This window comes from Modestobacter sp. URMC 112, from assembly GCF_053502575.1.
The window spans coordinates 2,390,432-2,416,951 of record NZ_CP199957.1 but is presented as its reverse complement, the minus strand read 5'-3'; the positions used below and the strand labels follow the sequence as shown (position 1 = coordinate 2,416,951).

29 protein-coding genes and 1 pseudogene are annotated in these 26,520 nt (G+C 76.2%); 16 read left to right on the top strand and 14 right to left on the bottom strand.

The window, feature by feature from the left end:
• Nucleotides 1–46: 46 nt before the first annotated feature.
• The 5 genes from ACWIX6_RS11315 to ACWIX6_RS11295 all read right to left on the bottom strand — a co-directional run bounded on the left by ACWIX6_RS11315 (nucleotide 47) and on the right by ACWIX6_RS11295 (nucleotide 4,277).
• Nucleotides 47–1,858 carry an Hsp70 family protein gene (locus ACWIX6_RS11315; RefSeq protein WP_448616955.1) on the bottom strand — a complete coding sequence of 604 codons (1,812 nt, stop codon included), beginning with the start codon at nucleotides 1,856–1,858 and terminating at the stop codon, nucleotides 47–49.
• A 330-nt stretch (nucleotides 1,859–2,188) separates the two neighbouring features.
• Nucleotides 2,189–2,326: a hypothetical protein gene (locus ACWIX6_RS11310; RefSeq protein WP_448616954.1), complete on the bottom strand. Its 138-nt coding sequence runs from the start codon at nucleotides 2,324–2,326 to the stop codon at nucleotides 2,189–2,191.
• Nucleotides 2,323–2,529 (bottom strand): DUF2191 domain-containing protein, encoded by a 207-nt coding sequence (locus ACWIX6_RS11305; protein ID WP_448616953.1) that lies wholly within the window; start codon nucleotides 2,527–2,529, stop codon nucleotides 2,323–2,325. The genes ACWIX6_RS11310 and ACWIX6_RS11305 overlap by 4 nt, the downstream gene beginning before the upstream one ends.
• A gap of 108 nt (nucleotides 2,530–2,637) precedes the next feature.
• Nucleotides 2,638–3,354, bottom strand: coding sequence for a GDSL-type esterase/lipase family protein (locus ACWIX6_RS11300; RefSeq protein WP_448616952.1), 717 nt, complete (start codon nucleotides 3,352–3,354; stop codon nucleotides 2,638–2,640).
• Between the two features lie 59 nt (nucleotides 3,355–3,413).
• On the bottom strand, nucleotides 3,414–4,277 hold the full coding sequence (locus tag ACWIX6_RS11295; protein ID WP_448616951.1) for a sigma-70 family RNA polymerase sigma factor: 864 nt from the start codon (nucleotides 4,275–4,277) through the stop codon (nucleotides 3,414–3,416).
• Nucleotides 4,278–4,347: 70 nt separating this feature from the next.
• On the opposite strand from ACWIX6_RS11295, the gene ACWIX6_RS11290 reads away from it, so the two are divergent.
• Together ACWIX6_RS11290 and ACWIX6_RS11285 are read left to right on the top strand one after the other, a co-directional pair.
• Nucleotides 4,348–4,692, top strand: a complete 345-nt coding sequence (locus tag ACWIX6_RS11290; RefSeq protein ID WP_448616950.1) for a VOC family protein — start codon at nucleotides 4,348–4,350, stop codon at nucleotides 4,690–4,692.
• Between the two features lie 82 nt (nucleotides 4,693–4,774).
• On the top strand, nucleotides 4,775–5,668 hold the full coding sequence (locus ACWIX6_RS11285; protein ID WP_448616949.1) for a PIG-L deacetylase family protein: 894 nt from the start codon (nucleotides 4,775–4,777) through the stop codon (nucleotides 5,666–5,668).
• Here ACWIX6_RS11285 and ACWIX6_RS11280 read toward each other — a convergent pair.
• Nucleotides 5,659–6,456 (bottom strand): enoyl-CoA hydratase-related protein, encoded by a 798-nt coding sequence (locus tag ACWIX6_RS11280; RefSeq protein WP_448616948.1) that lies wholly within the window; start codon nucleotides 6,454–6,456, stop codon nucleotides 5,659–5,661. The two genes, ACWIX6_RS11285 and ACWIX6_RS11280, sit on opposite strands and share 10 nt — an antisense overlap.
• Nucleotides 6,457–6,583: 127 nt before the next feature.
• Here ACWIX6_RS11280 and ACWIX6_RS11275 point away from each other — a divergent pair, with 127 nt between their 5' ends.
• Nucleotides 6,584–7,342, top strand: coding sequence for an SDR family NAD(P)-dependent oxidoreductase (locus ACWIX6_RS11275; RefSeq protein ID WP_448616947.1), 759 nt, complete (start codon nucleotides 6,584–6,586; stop codon nucleotides 7,340–7,342).
• The gene (locus ACWIX6_RS11270) at nucleotides 7,339–7,743 is read left to right on the top strand and encodes a RidA family protein (protein WP_448616946.1); all 405 of its coding nucleotides are present in this window, start codon (nucleotides 7,339–7,341) and stop codon (nucleotides 7,741–7,743) included. Before ACWIX6_RS11275 ends, ACWIX6_RS11270 begins: the two co-directional genes overlap by 4 nt.
• Nucleotides 7,744–7,753: 10 nt before the next feature.
• Here the strand turns inward: ACWIX6_RS11270 and ACWIX6_RS11265 are convergent, their stop codons facing one another.
• On the bottom strand, nucleotides 7,754–8,620 hold the full coding sequence (locus ACWIX6_RS11265) for a PaaX family transcriptional regulator (RefSeq protein ID WP_448616945.1): 867 nt from the start codon (nucleotides 8,618–8,620) through the stop codon (nucleotides 7,754–7,756).
• A 136-nt stretch (nucleotides 8,621–8,756) separates the two neighbouring features.
• Between ACWIX6_RS11265 and ACWIX6_RS11260 the strand changes: the two genes are divergently transcribed.
• Nucleotides 8,757–10,382, top strand: a complete 1,626-nt coding sequence (locus ACWIX6_RS11260) for an AMP-binding protein (RefSeq protein ID WP_448616944.1) — start codon at nucleotides 8,757–8,759, stop codon at nucleotides 10,380–10,382.
• A gap of 19 nt (nucleotides 10,383–10,401) precedes the next feature.
• Here ACWIX6_RS11260 and ACWIX6_RS11255 read toward each other — a convergent pair whose 3' ends face one another.
• Both ACWIX6_RS11255 and ACWIX6_RS11250 read right to left on the bottom strand, forming a co-directional pair.
• Complete coding sequence (locus tag ACWIX6_RS11255; RefSeq protein WP_448616943.1) at nucleotides 10,402–12,051, bottom strand: thiamine pyrophosphate-binding protein; 1,650 nt, start codon at nucleotides 12,049–12,051, stop codon at nucleotides 10,402–10,404.
• Nucleotides 12,048–12,824: a cyclase family protein gene (locus tag ACWIX6_RS11250; RefSeq protein WP_448616942.1), complete on the bottom strand. Its 777-nt coding sequence runs from the start codon at nucleotides 12,822–12,824 to the stop codon at nucleotides 12,048–12,050. The genes ACWIX6_RS11255 and ACWIX6_RS11250 overlap by 4 nt, the downstream gene beginning before the upstream one ends.
• 153 nt (nucleotides 12,825–12,977) lie before the next feature.
• On the opposite strand from ACWIX6_RS11250, the gene ACWIX6_RS11245 reads away from it, so the two are divergent.
• Complete coding sequence (locus ACWIX6_RS11245; protein ID WP_448616941.1) at nucleotides 12,978–15,350, top strand: bifunctional salicylyl-CoA 5-hydroxylase/oxidoreductase; 2,373 nt, start codon at nucleotides 12,978–12,980, stop codon at nucleotides 15,348–15,350.
• A gap of 17 nt (nucleotides 15,351–15,367) precedes the next feature.
• On the opposite strand, the gene ACWIX6_RS11240 is transcribed toward ACWIX6_RS11245, so the two are convergent.
• Nucleotides 15,368–15,589 (bottom strand): hypothetical protein, encoded by a 222-nt coding sequence (locus tag ACWIX6_RS11240; protein ID WP_448616940.1) that lies wholly within the window; start codon nucleotides 15,587–15,589, stop codon nucleotides 15,368–15,370.
• Between the two features lie 115 nt (nucleotides 15,590–15,704).
• Between ACWIX6_RS11240 and ACWIX6_RS11235 the strand changes: the two genes are divergently transcribed.
• The 3 genes from ACWIX6_RS11235 (at nucleotide 15,705) to ACWIX6_RS11225 (ending at nucleotide 17,004) form a co-directional block, all read left to right on the top strand.
• Complete coding sequence (locus ACWIX6_RS11235) at nucleotides 15,705–16,094, top strand: hypothetical protein (protein ID WP_448616939.1); 390 nt, start codon at nucleotides 15,705–15,707, stop codon at nucleotides 16,092–16,094.
• A complete protein-coding gene (locus tag ACWIX6_RS11230; protein ID WP_448616938.1) occupies nucleotides 16,091–16,288 on the top strand; it encodes a DUF6186 family protein in 198 nt (65 codons plus the stop codon). The genes ACWIX6_RS11235 and ACWIX6_RS11230 overlap by 4 nt, the downstream gene beginning before the upstream one ends.
• A gap of 224 nt (nucleotides 16,289–16,512) precedes the next feature.
• Nucleotides 16,513–17,004, top strand: coding sequence for a hypothetical protein (locus tag ACWIX6_RS11225; RefSeq protein WP_448616937.1), 492 nt, complete (start codon nucleotides 16,513–16,515; stop codon nucleotides 17,002–17,004).
• 7 nt (nucleotides 17,005–17,011) lie between these two features.
• Here the strand turns inward: ACWIX6_RS11225 and ACWIX6_RS11220 are convergent.
• Together ACWIX6_RS11220 and ACWIX6_RS11215 are read right to left on the bottom strand one after the other, a co-directional pair.
• A pseudogene (locus tag ACWIX6_RS11220) lies at nucleotides 17,012–17,536 on the bottom strand (UGSC family (seleno)protein).
• Nucleotides 17,533–18,930: a thioredoxin family protein gene (locus ACWIX6_RS11215; protein WP_448616936.1), complete on the bottom strand. Its 1,398-nt coding sequence runs from the start codon at nucleotides 18,928–18,930 to the stop codon at nucleotides 17,533–17,535. The pseudogene ACWIX6_RS11220 and the gene ACWIX6_RS11215 overlap by 4 nt, the downstream one beginning before the upstream one ends.
• A 99-nt stretch (nucleotides 18,931–19,029) precedes the next feature.
• Here ACWIX6_RS11215 and dhaK point away from each other — a divergent pair, with 99 nt between their 5' ends.
• Genes dhaK through ACWIX6_RS11190 form a run of 5 tightly spaced genes read left to right on the top strand, consistent with a single transcriptional unit; the run spans nucleotide 19,030 to nucleotide 22,573 of the window.
• The gene (gene dhaK / locus ACWIX6_RS11210) at nucleotides 19,030–20,031 is read left to right on the top strand and encodes a dihydroxyacetone kinase subunit DhaK (RefSeq protein WP_448616935.1); all 1,002 of its coding nucleotides are present in this window, start codon (nucleotides 19,030–19,032) and stop codon (nucleotides 20,029–20,031) included.
• Entirely contained in the window at nucleotides 19,986–20,672 is a 687-nt protein-coding gene (gene dhaL / locus ACWIX6_RS11205; protein WP_448616934.1) for a dihydroxyacetone kinase subunit DhaL, read from the top strand. Before dhaK ends, dhaL begins: the two co-directional genes overlap by 46 nt.
• A 1-nt stretch (nucleotide 20,673) precedes the next feature.
• Nucleotides 20,674–21,093 (top strand): dihydroxyacetone kinase phosphoryl donor subunit DhaM, encoded by a 420-nt coding sequence (gene dhaM / locus ACWIX6_RS11200; RefSeq protein ID WP_448616933.1) that lies wholly within the window; start codon nucleotides 20,674–20,676, stop codon nucleotides 21,091–21,093.
• A gap of 53 nt (nucleotides 21,094–21,146) precedes the next feature.
• Nucleotides 21,147–22,007 (top strand): SDR family oxidoreductase, encoded by an 861-nt coding sequence (locus ACWIX6_RS11195; RefSeq protein ID WP_448616932.1) that lies wholly within the window; start codon nucleotides 21,147–21,149, stop codon nucleotides 22,005–22,007.
• The gene (locus ACWIX6_RS11190; RefSeq protein ID WP_448616931.1) at nucleotides 22,004–22,573 is read left to right on the top strand and encodes a hypothetical protein; all 570 of its coding nucleotides are present in this window, start codon (nucleotides 22,004–22,006) and stop codon (nucleotides 22,571–22,573) included. The genes ACWIX6_RS11195 and ACWIX6_RS11190 overlap by 4 nt, the downstream gene beginning before the upstream one ends.
• A gap of 33 nt (nucleotides 22,574–22,606) precedes the next feature.
• Here ACWIX6_RS11190 and ACWIX6_RS11185 read toward each other — a convergent pair whose 3' ends face one another.
• Complete coding sequence (locus tag ACWIX6_RS11185; RefSeq protein WP_448616930.1) at nucleotides 22,607–23,773, bottom strand: DUF3500 domain-containing protein; 1,167 nt, start codon at nucleotides 23,771–23,773, stop codon at nucleotides 22,607–22,609.
• Between the two features lie 142 nt (nucleotides 23,774–23,915).
• Between ACWIX6_RS11185 and ACWIX6_RS11180 the strand changes: the two genes are divergently transcribed.
• Entirely contained in the window at nucleotides 23,916–24,236 is a 321-nt protein-coding gene (locus tag ACWIX6_RS11180) for a putative quinol monooxygenase (protein WP_448616929.1), read from the top strand.
• A 31-nt stretch (nucleotides 24,237–24,267) separates the two neighbouring features.
• Nucleotides 24,268–25,224 carry an ornithine cyclodeaminase family protein gene (locus ACWIX6_RS11175; RefSeq protein ID WP_448616928.1) on the top strand — a complete coding sequence of 319 codons (957 nt, stop codon included), beginning with the start codon at nucleotides 24,268–24,270 and terminating at the stop codon, nucleotides 25,222–25,224.
• Nucleotides 25,225–25,242: 18 nt separating this feature from the next.
• Here ACWIX6_RS11175 and ACWIX6_RS11170 read toward each other — a convergent pair whose 3' ends face one another.
• Nucleotides 25,243–26,484, bottom strand: coding sequence for an FAD-dependent oxidoreductase (locus ACWIX6_RS11170; RefSeq protein WP_448616927.1), 1,242 nt, complete (start codon nucleotides 26,482–26,484; stop codon nucleotides 25,243–25,245).
• Nucleotides 26,485–26,520 lie beyond the last annotated feature (36 nt).

Genomic DNA, 26,520 nt, shown 5'->3' with positions numbered 1-26,520 from the left:
GTCAATGTCCGTGCGGGCACACCTGAGCGCCCCGTCGTCCGGGCCGCTACCTGGTCTGGACCGGGCGCCTGGACTGCCGGACGGCCGCCTGGAGCAGGGCGAGCAGGCCGCCCGCCGTCGCAGTGAGGACGAGGACGGCCACCAGGACCACCCAGCCCACGTCCCGGTGGAACACCGCCCACGACGCCAGGACGAGCGCGAACCCCAGGACGGCGCCGACGCCTGCCGTCCCGGCGACGTCGACCCCCCGGGCGCGGCGCCGGCGTCGGACGTTGCGGAGCAGCGACTCGGTGTAGGCGGCGGCGAACAACGCCAGACCCAGCGGCGCCCACTGCGCGACCTCCTTGGCGCGCGGGTCCGGCTGCTGGACGAGCACCGTCCCTCCTCCGGGGGCCGTCCGGCGGACGGGTCCGGCCAGGAACTGGTCGCCCAGGACGTCGACGCCCTTGCTGTCCAGGCTCTCGCGCCAGGGCAGGCCCAGGACGGTCACGTCGGTGCCCGCGGGTTGGGGGCTCGCCAGACTCTCCTCGGTCCGGGGCACCCGGTCCTTGAGCGACGGTCCCCCGAAGGCCACCACGACCGCGAGGAGCAGGAGGCCGGCGACCGCTCCGGCCAGCTGCGCGACCGTGGGCCGTCGGGCGGCGGTGGCCGTCTCCGCGGGACGGGCACGGTCCGGGCGCGGGGACGGCGGCGGGGACGGCGGCTGGGACGGCGGTGGGGACGGGGTGTGGCCGGGCGCCGTCCCGTTCCCCGGGCTCCCTCGGCGGCCCTCGACCGCCCCGGGTCCCGTCGGCAGGACCCCACCGGCGAGCATCGCGGCGCCGAGCGCCACGGCGAGCTTGGGCTGCGTGCTCACGGTGACCGGCCGCCCGAAGGCGTTCCCGAGGCTCTCCGCCACGAGCGGGATCCGCGAGGACCCGCCGACGAGCACGACGGTCCGGACGTCGTCAGGCTGGACGCGGGCGGACTCCAGAGCCCGTTCCATGCACCGGACCGTGCGCTCCACCGACGGCCGGACCATGTCCTCGAACTCGGCCCTGGTCACCCGCACCGAGGTCGGCGCGGCGCCCGGGAGAGACACCGGGACGGACGCCTCGCTGTCGGTGGACAGTGCCTCCTTGGCCTCGGTGCACTCCCTCCGCAGCCGGACCAGCGCGGCGAGCACGGCCCCGTCGTCGGGGTCCAGGTCCGCGGCCGCGCCGTCCAGGGACCGCAGGACGTGCCGGAACACGATGTCGTCGAAGTCGACGCCGCCCAGCTGCTCCACGCCCTCCGGGGCACCGAGCAGCCGGAACTCCGTGGCGGTCTTGCGCAGCACGGCCGCGTCGAAGGTCCCGCCACCCAGGTCGTACACCGCCACGACGTCACCGACGTCGGCCCGCTCGGTCGACGAGTAGTGGACAGCGGCGGCCGCCGGCTCGGTGAGGGTGCTGACCGTCCCGACCCCGGCCATCCGGACCGCCTCCAGCAGCTGGCCCCGGCGGTGGTCCCCCCAGTTGGCCGGGTGGGTGAGCGCGATCCGCTCCGGCGGGCGGCCCTGCCTGCGCTGCACCTCCGACGTCACCGTCCGCAGCAGCTCGGCGGTCAGCTGCTCGGCGGTGAGCTCCCGGCCCCCCAGCAGGAACGGGACCCGGTCGCCCAGCCGGCGCTTGAACTCCCGCTCCATCCGCTCGGGCTGCACCGCACCGCGGCGGGCGGCGGCGTCGCCGACCAGCAGCTCGCCGTCCTCCCGGACGAACACCGCCGAGGGGATCTGTGGTGCGTGGTCGCCCAGCTGTACGACCTCTGCCCGGCCGCCCTCCTCGACGGCCGCCGCGGTGTACGTGGTCCCGAGGTCGATGCCGAGCCGGTACGCCATGTCAGCTCCCTCGACGCCGACCGGGCAGCTCCCGTGCACTGGGTCGTCCCGGCGAGGGACACGGCGGAGCCTGCACGTCCGCCGAACGGGGTCCCCGTCCCGAGTCTGGGAGGTCGCGCGGACGGGAGCAAGGGTCCAGCCCCGCCGGGTCGACGCGACCGGCACCGCGCGAGGTGGCGCTACAGCTGGGGCTCTCCGCGTCGTCCCATCGCCCCGGTTCCACTGGCCCCGGCGACCCCCGGCGCGTTCGCCGGTAGCCCGGGGAGGGACCCCCATGTCGCTCACCGGGCGAGTCCTCCCGGAGGGTAGGCCCGCGCGTCGCGGACAGGGTCACCGCCCCCAGCGCGGACCGCGGGTGGCGCACGTGGCCACCAGGCCGCCGGTGATGTGCGGCTCCAACCGCTCCGCGACGGCTGCCTGCCGCATCCGCGCCGCGGCACGGGTGTCGACGAGGAACCGGGCGATCACCGCCCCACGTCGGCTCGCTGGCCGGGCTCCGCCATCGTCTCGAGACCGCCCTCGCTCAGCCAGCTCACCTGCCGGGCGCGTGCGGCCGCGCTCGCCGCCTGCCGCAGCGCGGCACGGACCGTGTCGGAGACCCCGGTGGTGTCCAGTCCATGCTGCGCCCGGGCCAGCAGCTCGTCGTCCAGGTCGATCAGACGCTTGGTCATCGACGCGTCCCCCTGCACCTGTACCGACGTCGCCAGGAGTACGTGCCGGCGCTGCGGTGCGGTCCGGCGGCGGGCCGGACCCCAGGTGGGGACGGCATCCGGGGCTGGTCACCGCTGGAGGGCCGCCCAGAACGCCTCCCGGACCCCGCCGGCGCCCCACGCGTTGGGCTCGATGAGGTTGCAGAACCACAGGTCCCGCTCGGCGGGCCGCGCCTCGCGCCGGGACGGGTCGCCGGCCAGCAGCCCGTGGCCGCGGAAGCGCTCGGCGACCTCCGCGACCGCCGCGCCGTGCTCCGCCGCCGCCCAGCGGAGCGCGTCGTTCAGCTCCGCGATCACCGGCACGGCGTCCGGCCAGGACGGCAGGCCCAGCCGGGCGGCGTCGCCCGTGCCGTCGCTGGGGTCGTACACGGTGCCGACGACGAGCCGGCCGCCCGGACCGAGCGTGCCCGCGACCTCCGGCAGCGCCCGGGCCAGGGCGGTCCGCACCCGGCCGATCACCTCCCGCGCGGCCGCGGTGTCGCCGTACGCCCGGAGCAGGTCGTTGCCGCCGATGGTCAGGGTCACGAGTGTGGGGCGGACCCGCAGCGCCGCGAGCCCGGGCAGCTGGACGTCCAGCAGGCTGCGGGTGGTCGCGCCGTCGGTGGCCAGCAGGGTGAACCCCGTGTCCGGGTCGGCGGTGCGCAGGTCGCGGCCCCGCCACTCCGGGAAGTCGTCGTCGCGGTTGGCGTACAGCAGGCTGGCCCCGCCGCGGCCCGGGCCCCCGGAGTAGTCGTCGATGGAGATGGAGTCGCCGAGCGCGACGTAGTGGGCCGGGGAGTCCGCCATGCGGCCATCGTCGCGCCGGCGCCGCCGGAGCGCCCCCGGTCGGGGGATCCCCCAGCCGGTCACCGCTGCCGGAGCGGCTGCAGGTCGAGCGCGGACAGCCGCTCGGGATCGGCGAGCAGGTCGATGGCGGTGACGACGCCCTCCTCGACGGTGAATGCGAAGACCACCTGCGGGCTGCCGCGCAGCGACCACACCGCGCCCGGGCTGCCGTCGACGAGCACGAGCCGGGCGGCGCGCGCCCGGCCGGAGAGGAACTCCGCGACCGCGCTCGCCCCGCGTACCTCGGGAGCGGACCCCATCCGGGCGGCGGCGGCGTCGGACCGCAGCACCGCGTCGGGGTGCAGCAGCGCGAGCAGCGCGGTGAAGTCCCCGTTGCGCGACGCGTCGAGGAACGCCGCGACCACCTCCCGGCGGCGCTCGACGGCGTCGGGGAGGTCCGCCCCGCGGACCCGGCGGCGGGCCCGGCTGGCCAGCTGCCGGGCGGCGGCGGGCGAGCGGTCGACGATCGGCGCGATCTCGTCGAAGGGCACGTCGAACAGGTCGTGCAGCACGAAGGCCAACCGCTCGGCGGGCTCGAGCCGGTCCAGGACGACGAGCAGCGCCAGCCCGACGGAGTCGGCCAGCACCGCCTCCTCGGCGGGGTCGCCGACGGCGTGCAGGCGGGCCGGCGGCACGTCGTCCAGGGCGTCCTCGCGCCGGTTGCCCCGGGCCCGCAGCTGGTTGAGCGCCACCCGGGCCACGACCGTGGTCAGCCAGCCGCCGAGGTTCTCCACGTCGTCGGCGCCGGCCCGGCTGACCCGCAGCCAGGCCTCCTGGACGGCGTCCTCCGCCTCGGCGCGCGAGCCCAGCAGGCGGTCGGCCACCGCGGTCAGCCGGTCGCGCTGCTCCTCGAACCGCGCGGCGAGGACGTCGTTCCCGCTCATGTCACATCCCTGCGTCGGCGGGTGTCAGAGAGGTGACAGACCTCCGACCCGACGACCCGAGGAGCACATCATGACCACCGGAGTGCGCACCGTCATCTACCCCGTGAGCGACCTGTCCCGGGCCAAGGCGCTGTTCAGCGCCCTGCTCGGCAGCGAGCCGGTGCTGGACGCGCCGTACTACGTCCAGTACGACGTCGACGGCCAGGCGATCGGCCTGGACCCGAACGGCCACCGCTTCGGGCAGTCCGGCCCGGTCGCCTACTGGCACGTGGACGACGTCGCGACCGGCCTGGCCGCGCTCGTCGAGGCCGGCGCGGAGACCGTCCAGGAGCCCACCGACGTCGGCGGCGGCATGCGCATCGCGGTGGCGCGGGACGCCGACGGCAACCTGATCGGCCTGCGCCCCGCCGGGTGACCCCGCAGCGCCCGGGCCGGGCAGTCGCCGATCCCAGTGCACCTCAAGTCGACCGCAAGCACCCCGGGCCAGGCTCGACGGCATGACCACCACCGCCCGCCCCGCCGTCCCCGCTGCGCCACGGACCGCCGTTCGAGGCCCCCGGGACCTGCTCCGCGACGTCCGCCCCGGTGACCGCTGGCTGGCGGTGGTCGCCCATCCCGACGACGAGTCCTTCGGCTGCGGGTCGGTGCTCGCCGCGGCGGGGGCCCGGGGTGCGGTGGTGACCGTGGCCTGCGCGACCCGCGGCGAGGCGGGCGCCCCGGCCGGACCGGTGGACGCCGGCGACCTCGGGGCGGTGCGCGAGGCCGAGCTGCACCGCGCCGCGGCCCTGCTGGGGGTGGCGCGGGTCGAGCTGCTCGGCTGGCGGGACTCCGGCTTCGACGGCGAGCCGCCGGCCGGTTCGCTGTGCGCGGCGCCCGAGGACGCGGTGGCCGGCGTCCTGGAACGGCTGCTGTGCCACCTGCGGCCGCACGTCACCGTCGTCCTCGACGGCAGCGACGGCCACCGCGACCACCTGCGGATGCGCGCGGCGACGGTGGCCGCCGCCCGGCGGGCGGCCCGCACCGCGCCGCCGACCCGGCTCTACGAGCACTGCCTGCCCAACTCGCTGATGCGCCGCTGGCTGGAGGAGACCAGCGCGCTGCGGGGGGACGACGCCTACCACGGGCTGGACCCCGCCACGTTCGGCCGGCCCGACGCCGAGGTCACCGACGTGCTCGACACCGGGCACGTGCTCGGCTGCCGGGAGGCGGCCATCGCCGAGCACCGCTCCCAGTCCTCACCGTTCGACGGCCTCAGCGACGGCCTGCGCCGGGCCTTCCTCACCACCGACCACCTGGCCCGGGTGCCGCTGCCCACCTCCTGGCCCCCCGACCGGGACGCCGGGGCCTGGTGGGACGTCACCGACGCCCGGTGGCGGACCGGTCAGCGGTAGGGCGAGAAGTCCGGCGGCCGCTTCTCGGCGAAGGCCCGGGCGCCCTCCATGCCCTCCTCGCTGGTGGCGTAGTGCGCCAGCCCGTCGAAGGCCAGGTGCGAGATCCCGCTGAGGTGGTCGGTGTCGGCGTTGAACGAGTGCTTGAGGAACTTGATCGCCGTGGGCGAGTAGGAGCCGATCTTCCGGGCCCAGCCGCGGGCGGTGTCCAGCAGCTGCTCCTTGGGCACGACCTCGTTCACCAGCCCCCACCGCTCGGCGGTGGCCGCGTCGTAGCGGTCGAGCAGGAACCAGATCTGGCGCGCCCGCTTCTCCCCCACCACCCGGGCCAGGTACGCCGAGCCGAAGCCGGCGTCGAAGGACCCGACCCGGGGCCCGGCCTGGGCGAACGTGGCGTGCTCCGCGGCGACGGTCAGGTCGCACAGCACGTGCAAGACGTGCCCGCCGCCGATGGCGATCCCGTTGACCGCGGCGATCACCGGCTTGGGGACGTCCCGGATCATCCGGTGCAGCCGCTCGATCTCGAAGGTGCCCCACTCGGTCTCGCCGTACCCGCCGGTCTCGGCCCGCTCCTTGACGTCGCCCCCGGTGCAGAAGGCCCGGTCACCGGCGGCGGTGAGGATGACGGCCGCGACCCGGCGGTCCGCCCAGGCGTGCTTGAACGCCGAGATCAGCTCGTCGACGGTGCGGCCGCGGAACGAGTTCATCCGGTCCTGCCGGTCGATCGTGATGACCGCGTGGTTGTCCTCCTCCACCTCGTACCGGATGTCGGTGAACTCCTCGAGCCTCATCGGCGGGTGCCCTCCTGGTCGTCGTCCCCGGGCCGTCGCCGGCCCCTGGTGCGGCCCGGCGGACCGGGCACCCTGCGAGTATGTCGCCTGGTTGACGGGCGTCAACGGCGAGTGGCAGGCTCCGCCCGTGCCCGCCCGCCGCTGCCTGGTCACGGGCGCGGGGCGCGGGATCGGCGCCGCCGTCGCGCACCGGTTGTCCGCCGAGGGCCACCTCGTCGCGCTCACCGCCCGCAGCGTCGACGAGCTCACCGCACTGGCCGGCCGGCTGCCCGGACCCACGCTGGTCGTCCCGGCCGACCTCACCGACCCCGCCGCCGCGGACCCGGTGATCTCCCGGGTGGAGCAGGAGTGGGGCGGCCCGGTCGAGGTGCTGGTGCTCAACGCCGGCGCCGGGACGTCGGCGCCGCTGGCCCGGACCACCGACGAGGACTGGGCCCGGATGCTGGAGCTCAACCTCACCGCGCCGTTCCGGCTGCTGCGCCGCGCGCTGCCGGGCATGGTCGAGCACGGGTGGGGGCGGGTGGTCGCCGTCGCGTCGATCGCCGCCAAGCGGGGCGACCCCTACGTCAGCGCGTACACCGCGAGCAAGCACGGGCTGCTCGGGCTGGTCCGGTCCGCAGCCGCGGAGGTCGCCGCCACCGGCGTCACGGTCAACGCCGTCTGCCCGGGCTACGTGGACACCCCGATGACCGCGGGCACCGTGGCCGCCATCAGCGCCGCCACCGGACGGACCGAGCAGCAGGCGCGGGAGACCCTGGCCCGCCGCCAGCCGATCGGGCGGCTGATCGACCCGGAGGAGGTCGCCGACGCGGTGCTGCTGTGCGTGCGCAGCGCGGCGATCACCGGACAGGGACTCAACGTCGACGGAGGAGCGGTGCAGTCATGAGCAGTGCGGAACGGGTCAACCCGGGCGACCTGGCCCGGCCGGCCGGCTTCAGCCACGCCGTCGTCGCCGGCCCGGGTCGCACCGTCTTCCTGGCCGGCCAGACCTCGATGGACGCCGAGGGGCGGATCGTCGGCGAGGGCGTCGTGGCGCAGTTCGAGCAGGCGCTGGGCAACCTGCTCACCGCGCTGCGAGCGGCCGGCGGCGAGCCGGCGCACCTGGCCACGCTGACCGTCTACGCCGTCGACCTCGCCGACTACAAGGCCCACGCCCGGGAGATCGGGGGCGTGTGGCGGCGGCTGGTCGGCACCGACTACCCGGCCATGGCCGGGATCGGCATCGCCCGGCTCTGGGACGACGAGGCGCTCGTGGAGGTGCAGGGCATCGCGGTCCTGCCCGACTGAGGCGGGGAGGTCAGGCCCCGATCAGCCGGCGGGCGTGCTCGTGCGCGGGCTCCTCCAGACCGCCGCGGAGCCCGGCGAACAGGTCGGCGGCGCGGGCGCCGTTCCAGTCGGCCGGCAGCAGGTCCAGCGGCAGCGCCGGGTCGGCGTAGGGCAGCCGCCGCCAGTCGGTGAGCAGCCGGACGTAGTCGACGAAGGCCTGCTCCGGGTCGGCGCCGACGCGGCGCACCCGGTCGCGCACCGGCTCCTGGCGGTCCAGGAACTCCGCGTACCGGGCGTGCACCGCGTCCAGGTCCCACCAGCGGGCCACGTTCTCGCGGACGTCGCCGAGGGCCAGCCGCGCGTCGCGGAACAGCTCCACGTAGCCGGCCAGGTCCCGCCGCGCGAGCACCTCGGCGGCCTCGTCGGCCAGGTGCCCCGGCGCCACCCACACCCCCGGGGCGACCGTGCCGAAGCCCAGCCGGGTCAGCTGCGACCGCAGCTGGTGCCGCTTGTCCCGCTCGGACTCGGGCACCGAGAACACCACCAGCAGCCAGCCGTCGGCGTCCTCGGCCCGCCGACGGCCGAAGATCCGCGCGTCGCCGTCGGCCAGGATCTCCTGGGCCACCCCGGTGAGCGCGTAGCCGGCCACGCCGTCCACCCGCCGCGCGTCCAGCCACCCGCGCCGCTTCAGCCGGGAGATCGACGACCGGACGGCGGACTCCTCGACGCCCAGGGCGGCCATCAGCCGGACGACGGCGGCCACCGACAGCCAGCTGCCGTGCTCGCGGGCGTAGAGGCCGTACAGGGTGACGATCAGCTGCCGGGGCTGCAGCGCCCCGACCGCACCCGCCCCCTCGACACCCGCTTCCCCGACGCCTGCCTCCCGGACCACGGTCACCGGCACACGATAACGACGCTGCGCGGTCGTCCGGACCTCGCGCATGCCGCCTTGTTGACTCTCGTCAGCAGATCGCCATAGTTTCCCGGTGGACGCCGGAGCATCGCGCTGCGGCCCCCTCGGGAGAGGTACCTCGATGACGCAGCGCCCCTCCGCCCCGGGTCTCACCCCGCTGAGCCCCTCGGCCCACCAGGACCCGTTCTGCCGCGACGCGCTCCCGCCGCTGGAGCAGTGGCCGGTGATCGACCTGGGCCCGCTCGACTACGGCGACCGGCTCAACTGCGCCACCGCGCTGCTCGACGGCACCATCGACTCCCTCGGTGCCGACCGGCCCTGCCTGCGGACACCGGACGGGACCGTCTGGAGCTACGGTGACCTCCGCGCGCACGCGAACCGGATCGCCGCCGTCCTGGTCGAGGACCTCGGCCTGGTCCCCGGCAACCGGGTGCTGCTGCGCGGGTTCAACGGGCCCTGGCTGGTCGCCTGCTGGTTCGCCGTCCTCAAGGCCGGCGGCGTCGCCGTCACCACCATGCCGCTGCTGCGCGCCGCGGAGCTGGCCACCATGGCCGAGATGTGCCGGCCGGCGGTCGCGCTGTGCGACGCCAGGCTGCTCGAGGACCTGCAGCGGGCGGCGGTCCCGGACCTGACCACGGTGGCCTTCGGCGGGACGGCACCCGACGACCTGTGCGTGCGCGCCGCGGGCAAGTCCGACCGGTTCGACGACGTCCGCACCGCCGCCGACGACGTCGCGCTGCTCGCCTTCACCTCCGGGACCACCGGCCGGCCGAAGGCGACCATGCACTTCCACCGGGACGTGCTCGCCATCGCCGACACCTTCTCCGCGCACCTGCTGCGCCCGGTGGCCGACGACGTCTTCACCGGGACCCCGCCGATCGGCTTCACCTTCGGCCTCGGCGGGCTGGTGGTCTTCCCGATGCGCGTCGGCGCCAGCGTGCTGCTGCTGGAGCGGGCGACCCCCGAGCAGCTGGCCGACGCGGTGGCCGAGCACGGGGTGACGGTGCTGGTCACCGCGCCCACGGCGTACAAGGCGGTGCTCGCCGCCGGCCGCGCCGACCGGCTGGCCGGTGTCCGCCGCGCGGTGTCCGCCGGCGAGGCGCTGCCGGCGTCGGTGTGGCGCGACGTGCACGCCGCGACCGGGCTGCGGATCATCGACGGGATCGGCGCCACCGAGATGCTGCACATCTTCATCGCGGCCGCGGACGACGACATCCGCCCCGGCTCGACCGGCCGACCGGTGCCCGGGTACACCGCCGCCGTCCTGGACGACGACGGCCGGCCGGTGCCCGACGGGACGCCGGGACACCTCGCCGTCCGCGGGCCCACCGGCTGCCGCTACCTGTTCGGGGACCGGCAGGAGGTCTACGTCCGGCACGGCTGGAACGTCACCGGCGACACCTACGTGCGCGACGCCGACGGCTACTACCACTACCAGGCACGGACCGACGACATGATCGTCTCCGCCGGGTACAACATCGCCGGCCCGGAGGTGGAGCACGCGCTGCTCGACCACCCGGAGGTCGTCGACTGCGCGGTGGTGGGGGCCCCCGACCCGGACCGCGGGATGATCGTCAAGGCGTTCGTCGTCCTCGCCCCCGGCCGCACCCGCGACGTGACCGCCGAGGAGCTGCAGGACTTCGTCAGGCAGGCCATCGCGCCGTACAAGCGGCCACGCGCGGTGGAGTTCGTCGACGAGCTGCCCCGGACCAGCACCGGCAAGCTGCAGCGCCACAAGCTGCGCTGAACCGAGCCGTTGCCGCCGGTCAGTGCCCGCGGAAGGCCTCCTCCAGCCACCACGCGGGCTCGTCGTCGGCCACCTTCGCGTGCACGAACAGCGGCGCCGAGCGGGGGCCGGCCACCCAGTCCGCCACCGGCGCCAGGTCCTCGACCCGGCGCACGGTGAGCGCATCGAAGCCGTACCCGCGGGCGATCGCGGCCAGGTCGGTGGCCGGGAACCGCACGGTGTCCAGCGGCAGCCCCTCGGGCCCGAAGTGGTGCACCTCGGCGCCGTAGGCCTCGTCGTCGTAGACGACGACCACCATCGGCAGCCCGAGCCGCACGACGGTCTCCAGCTCCGAGGCGCCCATCAGCGCGCCGCCGTCGCCGAGCGCGGCCACCGGCAGCCGGTCCGGGCGGGCCAGCGCCGCGCCGATCGCGGTGGACAGCCCCAGCCCGACGGACTGGAAGGCCTGGGTGAAGCAGAAGCCGAACTCGTCCGGGACGCCGAGGAACGCGCTGGGGTAGCCCATGAAGTTGCCCGAGTCGACGGCCACGACCCGTTCGGCCGGAAGCAGGTCGTCCAGCGCCACGGTCAGCGCCCGCGGGTCGATCCGCTCCGTCCCGCCGAGGGGCCGGAACGGCACGTCGCGCCAGCGCACCCGCTCGCGGAGGGCCTGCGCCACCTCCGCCGTCCGGTACGCCGGTCCGTCCGGGGCGTCGAGCACGGCGGTGACCGCCTCGGCCGTGGCCCGCACGTCCCCGACCACACCGAAGGTCAGGTCCCGGTGCGCGCCCAGCGCGTCGGCGTCCAGGTCGACCTGCACCACGACGGCGTCGTCGGCGATCAGCCGTCCGTGCCGCATCGTCCACATGTTCAGCGCGCAGCCCCAGCCGACGATCAGGTCGGCGCCGCCGATCAGCTCCGCGGCCAGCGGTGAGGCGAAGCCCCCGGACACGTCCAGGGACCACGGGTTGCCGGTGAACAGGCCCTTGGCCACCGCCGAGGTCGCCAGCAGCGCGCCGCAGCCCTCGGCGAGGGACTCCAGCGCGGCTCGGGACCCCGGCCCCCGGGCGCCGCGGCCGGCCACGAACACCGGCCGGCGCGCGGTCCGCAGCGCCTCGGCCAGCCGTGCGACGCCGTCCGGGTCGACCGGGACCGTCGCCGGCGACGGCGCGGGCACGTCCCCGGCCGGCCCCCCGGCGGTCGGTGCGGCTTCCAGCGCCTGCACGTCGAGGGGGAGGTTCAGCAGGACGACCCGCCGCTCCTCCACCGCCGTCCGCACCGCCCCGGCGGCCTGCGCGACCGCGGTGGCCGCGGAGGTGACCCGCACGGGCACCGCCCCGACCGCCTCGGCCAGCGCCGCCTGGTCGACGGAGAAGTTGGACCGTGGCGCGGTGGCCTCGGCGGCCACCACGACCAGCGGCGTCCGGCTCTTCGCCGCCTCGGTGATGCCGGTCAGGGCGTTGGTCAGCCCGACCCCCTGGTGCAGGGTCACCGCGGCCGGCCCGGCGCTCATCCGCGCGTACGCGTCGGCCATCGTCGCGGCGCCGCCCTCGTGCCGGGCGGCCACGAACCGTGCGCCGGCGGCCACCATCGCGTTGGTGACGACGAAGTTGCCCGAGCCCACCACCCCGAAGACGGCGTCGATCCCGCTGCCGACCAGCGCCCGGCCGACGGCGTGCGCGACGGTCATCCGCGCTCGACCAGGGCCAGCACCCGCGACGGGGACCCGGACCCGCTGACGATCGGCAGCGGGCCGGCGATCAGCAGCGCACCGGTCGCCGGCAGCAGCGCGAGGTTCTGCAGCTGCGTGAGCCCGTACTTCCCGCTGCCCATCAGCGCCGCGTGGCAGGGGAACGGCGGGTCGAAGGAGTGGGCGGCGCCCGCGTCGGTGCCGACCGTCTCCACGCCCAGCCCGACGACCGGCGCCTCCTCCGCCAGCCAGCGGGCGCAGGCGGGCGAGACGCCGGGCGTGTGCGGGCCCGCGTCGTCGGCGTTGAGGAACCGCTCCTGGGAGTCCGACCGGACGTCCCAGCCGGTGCGGTAGAGCAGCCAGCCGCCGGCCGGCAGCGGCCCGTGGACGGTCTCCCACTCCCGGACGTGCTCCACCTCGAGCAGGAAGTCGGGGTCCTCGGCGACCTGCGCGGAGAAGTCGAGCACCACCACGGGCGCGACCAGCCGGCGCGCCGGGACCGAGGCGACGTCCTCGCCGTCCCGGCCGGTCACCCAGTGGTTGGGGGCGTCGAAGTGGGTGCCGGTGTGCTCGCCGGTCCGGAAGTCGTTCCAGTACCAGGCCGGGCCGCGGTCGTCGTACCGGCTGAGCTCCGCCAGCTCGAACCTCCCGGTCTGGGCGAACTCGGGCGGCAACTGGATGACCGGGGTCCGGTCCGACAGCGGCGCGGTGAGGTCGACCACCTCGACCGCGCCGCTCGCCAGACCCTCCACGAGCGGGGCCAGGATCGACATGGGGTGCCCTTCGGGACGGCGGGGGGAGACCGGCCGAGCATCCCGGTCCGGCCGCCCGGGCGGAACCCCTGGACAGCTCCTGTCGCGACGTTGACGACCGTCGCGGGAACGGCATAACCTCGGGGCACGCCCACCGGAGCTGGAGGACGGCCCATGCGCATCGCGGTTGTCGGCGGAGGCCCCGGGGGCCTGTACTTCTCCGCCCTGGTCAAGCAGCTCGACCCCACCCACGAGGTGACGGTGTGGGAGCGCAACGCCCCCGACGACACCTTCGGGTTCGGCGTGGTCTTCTCCGACGAGACCCTCGGCGGCATCGAGCACGCCGACCCCGCCGTCTTCGCCGAGGTGCAGCGGCACTTCGCCCGCTGGGACGACATCGACGTCCACTACCGCGGGACGACGACGACCTCGGGCGGGCACGGGTTCGCCGCGATGAGCCGCAAGGAGCTGCTGGGCATCCTGCAGCGCCGGTGCGCCGACCTCGGCGTGACCGTGCACTTCCGCGCCGAGGCCCCGCACCCCGACCAGCTGCGGGCCGGGTACGACCTCGTGCTGGCCGGCGACGGGGCCCGGTCGCAGATCCGCACCACCTACGCCGAGGTGTTCCGCCCGACCCTGGAGACGCGCCGCAGCAAGTACATGTGGCTGGGCACCGACCTGGTCTTCGAGGCGTTCAAGTTCTACGTCGAGGACACCCCGCACGGGGTCATGCAGATCCACGGCTACCCCTACGACCGCACCGGCAGCACGTTCATCGTCGAGATGCACGAGGACGTGTGGCAGCGCGCCTTCGGCGACGTCGCCGCCACCGACCTCCCGCCGGGCGAGAGCGACACCAAGTCCATCGAGCTGGTCGAGCACCTGTTCGCCGACGTCCTCGGCGGCCACCGGGTGTTCGCGAACAACTCGAAGTGGCTGAACTTCCTGTCGCTGCGCAACGAGACCTGGCGGCACGGGAACCTGGTGCTCATCGGCGACGCGGCGCACACCGCGCACTTCTCCATCGGGTCGGGCACCAAGCTCGCCATGGAGGACGCCCTCGCCCTGGCCGCCTGCCTGCACGAGCACCCCGACCTCGACGCCGCGCTCACCGCCTACGAGGCCGAGCGGCGGCCGGTGGTGCTCTCCACCCAGCGCGCCGCGCAGGCCAGCCTGGAGTGGTTCGAGGACATCGCGCACTACGTGCACCAGCCGCCCGAGCAGTTCGCGTTCAACATCGTCACGCGCAGCCGCCGGGTGACCCACGAGAACCTGCGGCTGCGCGACCCCGAGTTCGTGGCCGGCATCGACGCCTGGTTCGCCCGCTCCCAGCCGGTCCCGGTCGACCCCCGCCCGCCGATGTTCCACTCCTTCCGGCTCGGCCCGCTGGAGCTGAAGAACCGGATCGTCGTCTCGGCGATGGACATGTACTCCGCGGACGACGGGCTGCCGACCGACTTCCACCTGGTCCACCTGGGCGGCAAGGCGCTGGGCGGCGCCGGCCTGGTCATGACCGAGATGGTCTGCACCTCACCCGAGGGCCGGATCACCCCGGGCTGCAGCGGGCTCTACACGCCGGAGCAGGAGGCGGCCTGGACCCGCGTCGTCGACTTCGTGCACGGCGCCACCGACGCGAAGATCGGCGTCCAGCTCGGGCACTCCGGCCGCAAGGGCTCCACCAAGCTGATGTGGGAGGGCATCGACGACCCGCTGCCCGAGGGCGGCTGGGAAGTGGTCGCCCCCTCGCCCCTCCCCTACTCCCCCGCCAACCCGGTGCCGCGCGAGCTCACCGAGACCGAGCTGGTCGGCATCCGCGAGGAGTTCGTCCGCAACGCGGAGGCCGCGGCCCGGGCCGGGTTCGACGTGCTGGAGCTGCACGCTGCGCACGGCTACCTGCTGTCCTCGTTCGTCTCCCCGCTGTCCAACCGGCGCACCGACCGCTACGGCGGCCCGCTGGAGAACCGGCTGCGCTTCCCGCTGGAGGTGTTCGACGCCGTCCGCGCGGTGTGGCCCGCGGAGCGGCCGATGACCGTGCGCATCTCGGCCACCGACTGGTTCGAGGGCGGCACCGACGTCGACGCGGCCGTGGAGGTGGCCCGGGCCTTCGCCGAGCACGGGGCCGCCGGCATCGACGTGTCCACCGGCCAGGTGGTGAAGGAGGAGCGCCCCGCGTTCGGGCGGAGCTACCAGACCCCGTACGCCGACCGGATCCGCAACGAGGTGGGCCGCGAGTACGGCGTCGCGGTCATCGCCGTGGGGGCGATCTCCAGCTACGACGACGTCAACTCGATCCTGCTGGCCGGCCGCGCCGACCTCTGCGCGCTGGGCCGACCGCACCTCTACGACCCGCAGTGGACGCTGCACGCCGCCGCCGACCAGGGCTACACCGGCCCGGGCGCCGTCTGGCCGAAGCCGTTCGCGGCGGGCAGCCGGCCGCCGCAGACCGGGCGCAGCGAGGGCCCGCGCCCGCGCCTGGAGCTGGTCCGGCACGGCGAGACGCGGACCCGGCACGCCCGCTGGCGACCGGAGTCCGCGGGAACCGGATGACCGGCAGCTGACCCGGGTCAGTCCTCCTGCTGCGCCGCCGCCCGTCGTTCCGCGCCGGTCTCCTCCGCGTACCCGACGTCCTGGCCGGCCACCCGCCCGACGAAGGTCCCCGAGTCCCCCGTGCCCGTCGTGGCGTCCGCGTCCGGCTCTTCACCGGCACCGCCACCCGTGGCCCGCGACAGCGCCTGCGCGTCGTCGCGGTCGACGTCGTCCTCTCCGGGGCGTGGGTCGGGCTGCACGGCTGGTCCTCTCTCTCCTCCGGCAACGGGGGTCCGGGACATGCCCGGTCCGGGCACCGACGACACGTCCCCGCCGGAACTGCCGGCACCTCCCGACCGGGGTGAGCATGCACGGGTGGCTCCTTCCCCCGCCGTGTGTCGGCTCACCTCCGCAGCGGTGGCCGTCCCGTGCGTCCTCGCGGTCGCGACGGCAGGCGAGCTGTCCGTCGGCGCGCTCCTCGCGGTCGGGACCGCGGGAGCGATGGTGACCGGTCTGGCGCTGGCCCTGCGGTCGGGCGAGGCCGCCGCGCCGGTGGGCCGGCGGGGTCTGCCCTGGCTCGGCTGGCTCGCGGTGGTGGTGTCCTGGGAGCTGGTGACCCTGGCGGACGACGACGTGCCGACGGTGAGCGACCTGGCCGATCCCCTCCTCGCGCACCCGGTGGTGCGCGGCGGAGCCACCGTGTGCTGGCTGGCGGCGGGGGCGTGGTTGCTCGCCCGCCCACGCCGCCCGCGGCGGACCCGGTGAGCGGCACTGCGGTGGGCATCGCCGTCCTCGCCTGCCTGCTCGTCATCGGGATGGCGCTCGAGGCCTGCGCGCGCGGGCGGCTCGGCCCGGCGACCGCGGCCGAGGTCCTGGGCGCCGCCATGCGCACCACGACCGGCCGCGCGACCGTCCTGGTCGCCTGGCTGTGGCTGGGCGTGCACTTCCTGGCCCGCTGACCCCGCGCCCGGGGAGCGCGGGTGCATCCGGCGCCGTCCCGACGGGTCCTCCGCGCAGTGGTCACTCCGCGGTCGAGGGTCGCCGGAGCCCGCGGCATCGGGCCGGCGCACCGAGCCCGCCGCTGTCCACCGGACCGAGCCGGCGCAGCGGCTCGGTGCGAGCATCAGGTCAGGACCGACGGCCGGGCGGTCCGCGGACCGCACGCCGGGAGGAGGGGCAGGCCATGGACCAGCCGGTCTACTGGGCCCTGCTGTCCGGCGCCGCGGTCCTGGCCGGCGCGGCGCGGCTGGCCGTGCGGCGGCCGCTCTGGCCGGGCCGGGCCGTGCCGGTCGACCGGACGGCACTCGCGGTCGCCGTCGTCGGCGTGCTGGTGCTGGCGTTCCACTGCGCCTCGATGTTCTTCGCCCCCTGGACCGACGCCCTCCCCGCCGGCCGGGCCCTCGGTGCGCCGGTCCGGGAGCTGGGCACGGTCAGCCAGCTGACCTACTGGGCGCCCGCGGCGGCGCTGGTGCTCGCCGTGCGCCGCGTCTGGTGGCCCGGCGTCGTCCTGCTCGCCGGGACGCTCGCCGGCGTGGGCGCGACCATGTTCCGGTCCGCCCCGCTGCCGGTCCACCTGACCTGGCTGGCCGCCGCGGTCCTCGCCGTGGCGTTCGTCGGCAGCGCCCTGGTCGGGCTCCGCGGGGCGGACCGGCCGTCGCCGGCGGTCCCCGGCTGAGCGCCGGTCAGCCCCCGCCGGCCGCGGTCACCGCGGCGACCACCGCCGGGTGTACCTGCTCGGCGGCCGCCCGCAGCTCGGCGTCGGTGCGGTCCTGCACCGGGTGCGGCACCAGCACGTACGGCGCGGGGAACCCCAGCGCCTCGCCCTGCAGCCGGGCGGCCTCGGCGAAGGCCGCGCTGGCCAGGAAGACCCCCACCACGCCGCGGCGCTCGAGGTCGGCGATGTCGTGCACACTGCACGACGTGCACGAGCCCTAGTCGGCGAGCGCCTCGATGACCACCTCGCACTGCTCAGCGATCTCGTGCCGCAGGTCGACCGGCGCGGTCCGGGCGAACGTCGGCTTGCGGTACCGCCGCACGGTGGCGCCGTCCTCGGCCAGCAGCTCGGCGAGCCGGTCGAGCACGACGTCGCCGCGGGCCTTGCTGATGTCCAGCAGGCCGACGGTCCGGCCGCGCAGCGACGCCGGTCGGGGCAGCAGGGCGCGGGCCGACGTCCGCCGCTCGCCGGTCGGGTCCAGGACCGTCCTCATCCGCCCACTCCTCGCGTCACCGGGACACTGCCCGCCTCGCCCGACACCCAACCACCCACGACCGCGCTGAACAGCCCGGCGTCACCGCCGGCGGAGACCACCAGCAGCCCGCCGGGCCGGAACTTGGGGAGCGGCCGGTCCGCCAGGTCGGCGGCAATGCCCTCGGCCATGCCGCCGGCCCCGCGGACCAGCTCGGCGCCGGGCAGGGTGAGCAGCTCGTCCAGCTCGGCCAGCAGCCGGGCGCGGTCCCAGCCGGCCTCGCGGAACACCCGGCCGTGCTCGGGGGACACGATCAGCATCGCGTCGAACCCCAGCGGCAGCTTCGGGTGGGCGTTCACCCGCAGGCAGGCCGCGAAGCTGCGGGCCAGCGACCCCGGGTCGCGGCTGAGCTGGTCCACCACGGGCTGCACGCCGGACCCGGCGAAGACCGTGACCGCGTCCCCGGGCACGCCGCGGTCGGCGGCCAGCGGGGCGAACGGGCTGCCGTCCTCGCGCTCGGCGAAGCAGAACGTGTACTTGCCCGGGTTGCCCAGGGTCGCCCGGTCGACCTCCCCGGGACGGCCGCCGCCCACGTTGCGGACCACCAACTGCAGCGCGCGGCCGATGGTGGCGTTCGCGCGGTTGCCCTGCCCGAGCGCGTTGACCCCGCTGTTCATCCCGATCCGGCGGGCGACCGGCCCGTTGACGACGACCACCGGCCCGGCGAAGTACGTCGTCGCGAGCAGCCCGTGCAGCGCGAACTCCTCGGCGCAGGCGGCCTCCACCGCGGCCAGCACCACCGGCAGGTGCTCCGGCAGGCAGCCGGCCAGCACCGCGTTGACCGCCACCTTCTCCACCGTGCACCCGACCAGGTCCGGGGGCACGACGGCGACCACCTCGCCGGGGTCGCGGGTCGTGCCGCGCAGCATCCGCAGCACCCGCTCCGGCGTCGGCGGGACGACGGGGAGCCCGTCGGTCCAGCCGCGGTCGAACAGCGCCTCGTGCTCGTCCTCCAGCTCGGCGAGCTCGACCCGCCGGCTGCGCAGGCCGCTGCCGCCGTAGCGCGCCTCGAGCTCGTCGACGCGGAAGGGGTCGACCGACATCGAGCCACAGCCCGGCCGGTGGTCCGGCAGCCCCTCCCCCAGCCCCGGGGTCCCGGTCAGCTCCTCCCACTGCTCCCGGCTCCAGCCGACGGTCCGGCCGGTCTCCCGGCCGCCCTCGACCCGCAGCAGCGTGGGGACGGTCTCGACGCCCAGCCGGTAGGACAGCTCCAGGTCGGTGTCGTCGCCGTCGAACCACGTGGCGTCGTCCTGGCACCACACGGCGGCGCCGAGCCGGCGCAGCACCGGCTCGACGAGCCGGCAGGTGGGGCAGTCACGCTTGACCACCGCGACCAGGCCGTCGGGGAGCTGCACCGTCCCGACGCTAGCCGGTCGGCCGCTTGTGTGCCCGGGTGCGCGCCCCTAGCCTCCGACCGCGAGGGCCCGGCACCGGCGCCGACGACAGGAGTCCCGATGAAGAAGCTCATCAACGATCCAGCGGACGTCGTCGCCGACGCCCTGCGGGGCATGGCCGCCGCCCACCCCGAGCTGCGGGTGGACCACCAGAACCGGGTGGTCTTCCGCGCCGACGCCCCGGTGCGCGGCAAGGTCGGCCTGGTCTCCGGCGGCGGGTCGGGCCACGAGCCGATGCACGGCGGGTTCGTCGGCCCCGGCATGCTCGACGCGGCGTGCGCCGGCGAGGTGTTCACCTCACCGGTGCCCGACCAGGTGATGGCCGCGACCAGCGGCGTGGACGGCGGCGCCGGCGTGCTGCACCTGGTCAAGAACTACACCGGCGACGTGATGAACTTCGAGATGGCCGCCGAGCTGGCCGCCGCCGAGTCCGACACCGAGGTCGTCGCAGTGGTCCTCGACGACGACGTCGCGGTGCAGGACAGCCTCTACACCGCCGGGCGCCGGGGCGTGGGCGTGACCGTGCTGGCGGAGAAGATCGCCGGCGCCGCGGCGGAGCAGGGCCGGCCGCTGGCCGAGGTCGCCGACATCGCCCGCCGGGTCAACGGCAACGGCCGCAGCATGGGCATGGCGCTGACCTCCTGCACGGTGCCGGCGGCCGGCCGGCCGACGTTCGACCTGCCCGAGGGCGAGATGGAGATCGGCGTGGGCATCCACGGGGAGCCCGGCCGCCGCCGGGTGCCGGTGGCGCCGGCCCGGGAGATCGCCGAGATGCTGGTCGAGCCGGTCCTCGCCGACCTGGACTTCACCGGCGGCGGCGGGGTGATCGCCTTCGTCAACGGCATGGGCGGCACACCGCTGCTGGAGCTGTACCTGATGTACGCCGAGGTGGTCGCCCTCCTGGAGAAGGCCGGGGTCGGCGTCGCCCGCAACCTGGTGGGCTCGTACATGACCAGCCTGGAGATGGCCGGCTGCTCGGTGACCCTGCTCAAGGCCGACGACGAGCTGCTCCGGCTGTGGGACGCCCCGGTGCGCACCCCGGCGCTGCGCTGGGGCGGCTGACCGTGCCGGACACGGTCGACGCCGCCGCGCTCACCGCCTGGGTCGGCGAGTTCGCCCGGCTGGTGCACGAGCAGCGGGACACCCTGACCGACCTGGACGCCGCCATCGGCGACGCCGACCACGGCTCCAACCTCGACCGCGGGATGACCGCGGCGGTGGCCGCGCTGGACGCCGAGCCCCCCGCGGACGGTGCCGCGGTGCTCAAGACGACGGCGATGACGCTGATCCGCACGGTCGGCGGCGCCAGCGGGCCGCTCTACGGCACGTTCTTCCTGCGCGCCTCGGGTGCGCTGGGCGACGGGGACGGCGCCGGGCTCGCCGCGGCGCTGCGGGCCGGGCTGGACGGCGTCGCCGCGCGGGGCAAGGCGGAGCCCGGCGACAAGACGATGCTCGACGCGCTGGGCCCGGCCTGCGACGCGCTCGACGCGGCGCTGGCCGAGGGGCGGCCGCTGGCCGAGGCGCTGCGGGCGGCCGCGGAGGCGGCCGCGGGCGGGCGGGACGCGACCGTGCCGATGGTCGCCCGCAAGGGCCGGGCCAGCTACCTCGGGGACCGCAGCGCCGGCCACCAGGACCCCGGCGCCACCTCGGCCACCCTGCTGGTCGAGGCCGCCGCGAGCACGCTGGCCCGGGACGGGGGCTGAGGTGACCGTCGGGCTGGTGGTGGTCTCGCACAGCCGCGCCCTCGCCGACGCCGCGGTCGCGTTCGCCCGCGGCATGCTGCCCGGCCGGGAGCTCGCCGTCGAGGTGGCCGCCGGTGACGTCGACGGGGGCCTGGGCACCGATGCCACGGCCATCGCGGACGCGGTGGCCGCCGCGGACAGCGGGGACGGCGTCGTCGTGCTGATGGACCTGGGCAGCGCCGTGCTGTCCGCGGAGACGGCGCTGGAACTGCTGGACGACGACGTCCGCGACCGGGTGGTCCTCTCCCCCGCGCCGCTGGTGGAGGGCCTGGTCGGCGCCGTCGTGCTGGCCGCGGCCGGTGCCGGCCGGGCCAAGGTGGCCGCCGAGGCACTGCGCGGACTGGCGCCCAAGCAGGCCCACCTGGGCGCCGGCGACCCCTGATCCCTGTCGCATCACGTGGTTGTGCCCCACCGATCCGGGGCAGGACCGGGGGCATGACCGATCTGAGAGGCCGCGTCGTCCTGGTCACCGGGGGCAGCGCCGGCATCGGCCGCACCGTCGTCCGCCGGCTGGCCGCGTCCGGGGCGCGGGTGGTGGCCTGTGCCCGGGACCGGGACCGGCTGACCGAGGCGCTGGCCGGCGTCCCCGGGGCCACCGGCGTCCCGGCCGACGTCGCGTCGGCGACCGACCGCACCGCCCTGGTGGAGCGCGTGGTCGCCGAGCACGGCCGGCTGGACGCCGTCGTCCTCAACGCCGCCGTCGGCTACGCCGGGCTGGTGGAGGACACGCCCCAGGAGGCCGTCGAGGCCATGATCGCCACCAACCTCACCGGTGTCGTCGACCTCGCCCGGCTCGCGCTGCCGCACCTGCTCACCGCCGCAGAGCGGCACGGCCGGGCGGACGTGCTGGTCGTCGCCTCCTCTGCGGCGCTGTCCCAGGTCCCGCCGCTCACCGTCTACTCCGCGACCAAGGCCGGCGCGCACGGGTTCGTCAAGGGCCTGCGGCGGGAGGTCACCGCCCGCGGCGTCCGCGTGCACTCGATCACCCCCGGCCCGGTCGCCACCGAGTGGCTGGTGCGCGGGCGCGGCGCGGCACCGGTCTCCGACTCCGACGCCGAGGGCCGGCTGTCCCCGGGGATCCGGCCCGACCGGGTCGCCGAGCAGGTCGCCCGGAGCCTGACCTGCTACTGGTCCCGGACGGTCGCGGTGCCCCGCTGGATGGGGCTGGCCCGGCTCGGCGAGGTGCCGCCGGTCGACCGGCTGCTGGACATGACCCTGTCCCGGCAGACCGGCCGCATCGCCCGGCTCACCGAGCGCATGGTGACCGACCGCACCGCGGAGAGGACCGCCCGATGAGCGGGAAGGGCGCGGAGGACTACGCGGCCGACTACACCGAGCCGGAGCTGCGGGCCCGGCTCAAGGAGGAGATCAAGGCCGGCGACCGGGGCGGCCGGCCGGGCCAGTGGAGCGCGCGCAAGAGCCAGCTGCTGACGCACGAGTACGAGGCGCAGGGCGGCGGCTACGTGCACGAGGGCGAGCGCACCGAGGCCCAGCAGCACCTGTCGGAGTGGACCGGGCAGGACTGGCACACCGCCGACGGCGGCAGCGACGCACGCGGCGAGGACGGCACCGCCCGGTACCTGCCCGACGCGGCGTGGGCGCTGCTCAGCCCCGAGGAGCAGCAGGCCACCGACCGGCGGAAGAGGTCCGGCGACACCCAGCGCGTGCCGAACACCGAGGCCGCGCAGGAGGCCCGCCGGGCCGCCGAGCTGATCGACCTCCCCGCCGCCGAGGCACGCAGGAAGGCGGCCGCCCTGCACGGCGAGACCCAGCTGGACCGGGCCGAGCGCGCCGAGGCGGAGCTCGGCAAGCACCGCAAGACGGTGCTCGAGCAGATCGAACGGCAGCGCGCCGAGGAGTGAGTCCCCTCCCCGCCGGCACCCGCTGACGACGGGTCAGCGGTGCTCGGCAGCCCGGTGCCGGGCGAGCACGTCCAGGCCGAAGTCGGCGTCCGGGTCGCGCCACACCGAGTGGGCGTGGTTGGCCCCGCGCTGCGTGTTGTCCCACTCCACCAGCAGCCGGGGCCCCTGCAGCCGGTAGTAGTGCGGCTCCCCGGGCGCGGTGGACCCCGCCCACGCGACGTGGACGGCGTCGAGGGCGGCGTCGTCGTCGTAGCGGCGCACCGGCGACAGCTCGGCGGGCACCCGGTCGAGGTAGGTGCCCAGCAGCAGCCGGAGCATCGCGCGCTGCTCGGCGTCCAGGTCCGCCGCCGGCACGCCCTTCGGCTCGGCGGTGTAGGCCACGGCTGCGTGCTCCCGGTCGCCGTAGCCGGCGGCCTCGTCGATCCGGTCGCTGAGGGCCTGCAGCTTGGCCTGCTCGGCCGGGTCGGGGAACCGCTCGTCCCGCCAGATCCCGGCCAGCGGGACGACCCGGTCGCCCGGGGAGACCGTCGTGCGGTTGGCGGTGACCAGGTCCGAGGGCGCCCGGGGCAGCAGCACCGCCCGGGCGGCGAGCTCGGGCCGCAGCGACCGGACGAGGTCCCGGGCGAGGTCCTCCACCCGGCCCAGCGGCCGGTTCAGCGCGCCGCCCAGCAGCGGGGAGGTGGCCGGGTCCGCGCCGAGGAAGCACGGGGTGGTCGCCACCACCGCGCCGTCCACGACCAGGTTGTTCAGCGACACGTGGTGGCCGCCGAACCGCCAGCCCCACGCCCCGGTGTCCCCCGGCCGGCCGAAGACCCGCAGGTAGTAGAGGCCCGGGTCCCGGCCCCGCTCCCGGTCGAACCGGGTGACGAAGCCCTCGACCTGGTCCAGCACGTTCTCCAGGCCCATCACCGTCGCCACGGTGACGTACCCGGGGGTGGACAGCCCGGAGGCCACCAGCGCCATCGCCGCCCGCTGCTGGGCCGGGCGCTGGGCGTGGAACGTCAGGCCGCCGTGGTCGGTCGGCGTGTAGAACCAGCGCCGGCGTTCGGCGTCCGACGCCCCGTCCCCGGGCGCCGCCCCGGCGGCCACCGCGCGCTGCTCGGCGTCCAGGGCGTCCAGCCAGGCGCTCGCCGCCCCGGCCATCCGCCGCGCGACGGCGCGCGCGGGCTCGTCCGCTCCGGGGCTCTCCCCACCGGCCATGGCCGGGAACCTAGCGTGCCCGCGGTGGGGTGCGCCCGCCGGCGCGGCTCCGGCCTGCCCGGGCACGCCGGCGTCGGTAGCGTGACCGGCACCACACCCCGGCCGGCACCGTGCCGGCCGCCCCGGAACGGAGGTCCCCTGCGTGCCCACCCCCACCGACGACCGACGCGACCTGCTCACCGTCATCGCCTCCATGCGCGCCGCACCGGGGAAGCGCGAGGAGCTGCGGGCAGGCCTCGAGGCCCTCATCGGGCCGACGAGCCAGGAGAAGGGGTACGTCAACTACGACCTGCACCAGGGCGCGGAGGACCCGGACGCGTTCTTCTTCTACGAGAACTGGGAGTCCGGGGAGGACCTGGACGCCCACCTCGCGGCACCGCACCTCCGGGAGTTCGCCGCGCGGATCCCCGAGCTGCTGGACGAGAACGGACTGACGGTGAACCGGGTGCGCCGGATCGCCTGACGCCCGTGCCGCTCGCGTCCTGCGTGCCGTGGTGAGCGCCGGCCCTCTCGTCCTCGACGGCGAGGCGGTCGGCGCCGCCTGCAGCCCGGCCGCCGCCGTCGCGGCGGTCACCGCCGCCCTGACCGCGGGGCTGGACCCGGCCGCGGACCTGCCGCGCTCGGCCGTCCCGCTGCGCGCGGGCTCGTTCCTGCTGATGCCGTCGGAGGGTGCCGGCGCCGCGGGCGCCGGCCACGTGGGCGTCAAGGTGGCGACCGTGGCGCCGGGCAACCCCGCCCGGGGCCTCCCCCGCATCCAGGCGTGCTACCTGCTCTTCGACGCCGGCACGCTCGGGCTGGTCGCGGTGCTCGACGGCACGGCGCTCACCACGCTGCGGACGCCGGCGGTGTCGGTGGCCGCGGTCCTGCCGCGGCTGCTCGCCGGGTCCGGCCCGCTGCGGCTGGCCGTGATCGGCGGGGGCCCGCAGGCGCGCGGGCACCTGGCCACCCTGGCCGGGACGCTGGCGGGGCACCGCCCGCTCGCCGGCGTCAGCCAGCTGGTCCGCGACCCCGGCCGCGTGCGGCCGGCCGCCGGGGCCGACGTGGTCGCGCTGGGCAGCCCGCGCGCCGACGAGGCACTGCGGACGGCGGACGTCGTCGTGTGCGCGACCTCGGCCCGGACCCCGCTGTTCGACGCCGACCTGGTCGCCGACGGCGCCGTCGTCGTGGCGGTGGGCTCGCACGAGCCGGACGCCCGGGAGGTGCCCGCCGCCCTGTGCGCCCGGGCCACCGTCGTGGTCGAGGACGTCGCCACCGCGCTCCGCGAGGCCGGGGACGTGGTGCTCGCCATCGAGGACGGCGCCCTGCGGCCGGCGGACCTGGTGCCGATGCGGGACGTCGTCACCGGGCACACCGTCGCCGCGACGGACCGCCCGCTGCTGGTGAAGAGCGTCGGCATGTCCTGGCAGGACCTCGTCGTCGCCGAGGCCGTCCTCGCCCGGGCGCGGCGCTGACCCGGGTGCCGGTCCGGCTCAGGACCGCGCCCGCACCCCCGTGGCCGGGGCCGGCGGCACGTGCTCGGGCAGCAGCCCGAACCCGACGGCCCGGGCCGGGATGCCCTGGAGGACCGGGTGCCGGTCCAGCAGCCGCACCGCCCGCGGGGTGCCGACCGGGGTGTCGCCGGCCAGGATCCGGCTGAGCAGCCGCGTCTGCACCTGGCGCTGCACCAGCTGGGTGACCACGGTCGGCAGCAGCCGGCGCCACCGGACCCGGGCCAGGACCCGGGCGGGCACCTCGCCGTTCCGCAGCGGGCCGGCGAGCAGCCGCGCCGCCGCGGCGGCGTCCTGCACGGCCAGGTTGATCCCCACCCCGCCGATGGGCGACATGGCGTGCGCGGCGTCGCCGATGAACAGCAGCCCCGGCCGGTGCCACCGGGTCAGCCGGTCCACGCGGACGCTCAGCACCCGGACGTCGTCCCAGCTGCGCAGCTCGTCCACGGGCGCGCCCTCGGGGAGCAGCCGGGCCAGGTCGGCGCGGAAGGACGCCGTCCCGGCCGCCTGCAGCGCGGCGTAACCGCCCTTCGGGACGAGGTAGGCGCACTGCCAGTAGTCGCCGCGGTCCAGTCGGACCAGCATCCGCCCCCGGGTGATCCGGCCGGCACCGCCGAACGACGGCCGGCCGTCGTCGGGGGGCTTGGGCAGCCGGAACCACAGCACGTCCATCGGGGCGCCGAACTCGCGCAGCCGCAAGCCCGCCTGGTCGCGGAGCGTGGAGTTGCGGCCGTCGGCGGCCACCGTCAGCCGCGCCCGGACCTCGTGCTCGTCCCCGTCGGGGGTGCGGTAGCGGACCCCGGACACCTGCCCGTCCGCGCCGCGGAGGACCCCGACCACCTCGGCGTCCATCCGGAGCCCGAAGTGAGGGGAGCGCCGCCCCTCGTCGGCCAGGAAGTCCAGCAGGTCCCACTGCGGCACGAAGGCGAGGAACGGGAACCGCCCGGGCAGCCGCCCGAAGTCGGCCAGCGTGTAGGTGCCGTCGTCGGTGGTGACGCCCAGCCGGGTCACCTGCTGGTGCGGCAGGGTGAGGAACTCCTCCGCCAGGCCGAGCTCGTCCATCAGCCGCAGCGTCGAGGGGTGCACGGTGTCCCCGCGGAAGTCCCGCAGGAAGTCCGAGTGCTTCTCCAGCACCAGCACCCGCACGCCCTGGCGGGCCAGCAGCAGGCCCAGCATCATCCCCGCCGGGCCACCGCCGGCGATGCAGCAGTCCACCTCGGTCACGGCGACCTCCCGACGTCGGACGGGCTCCGGTCCACC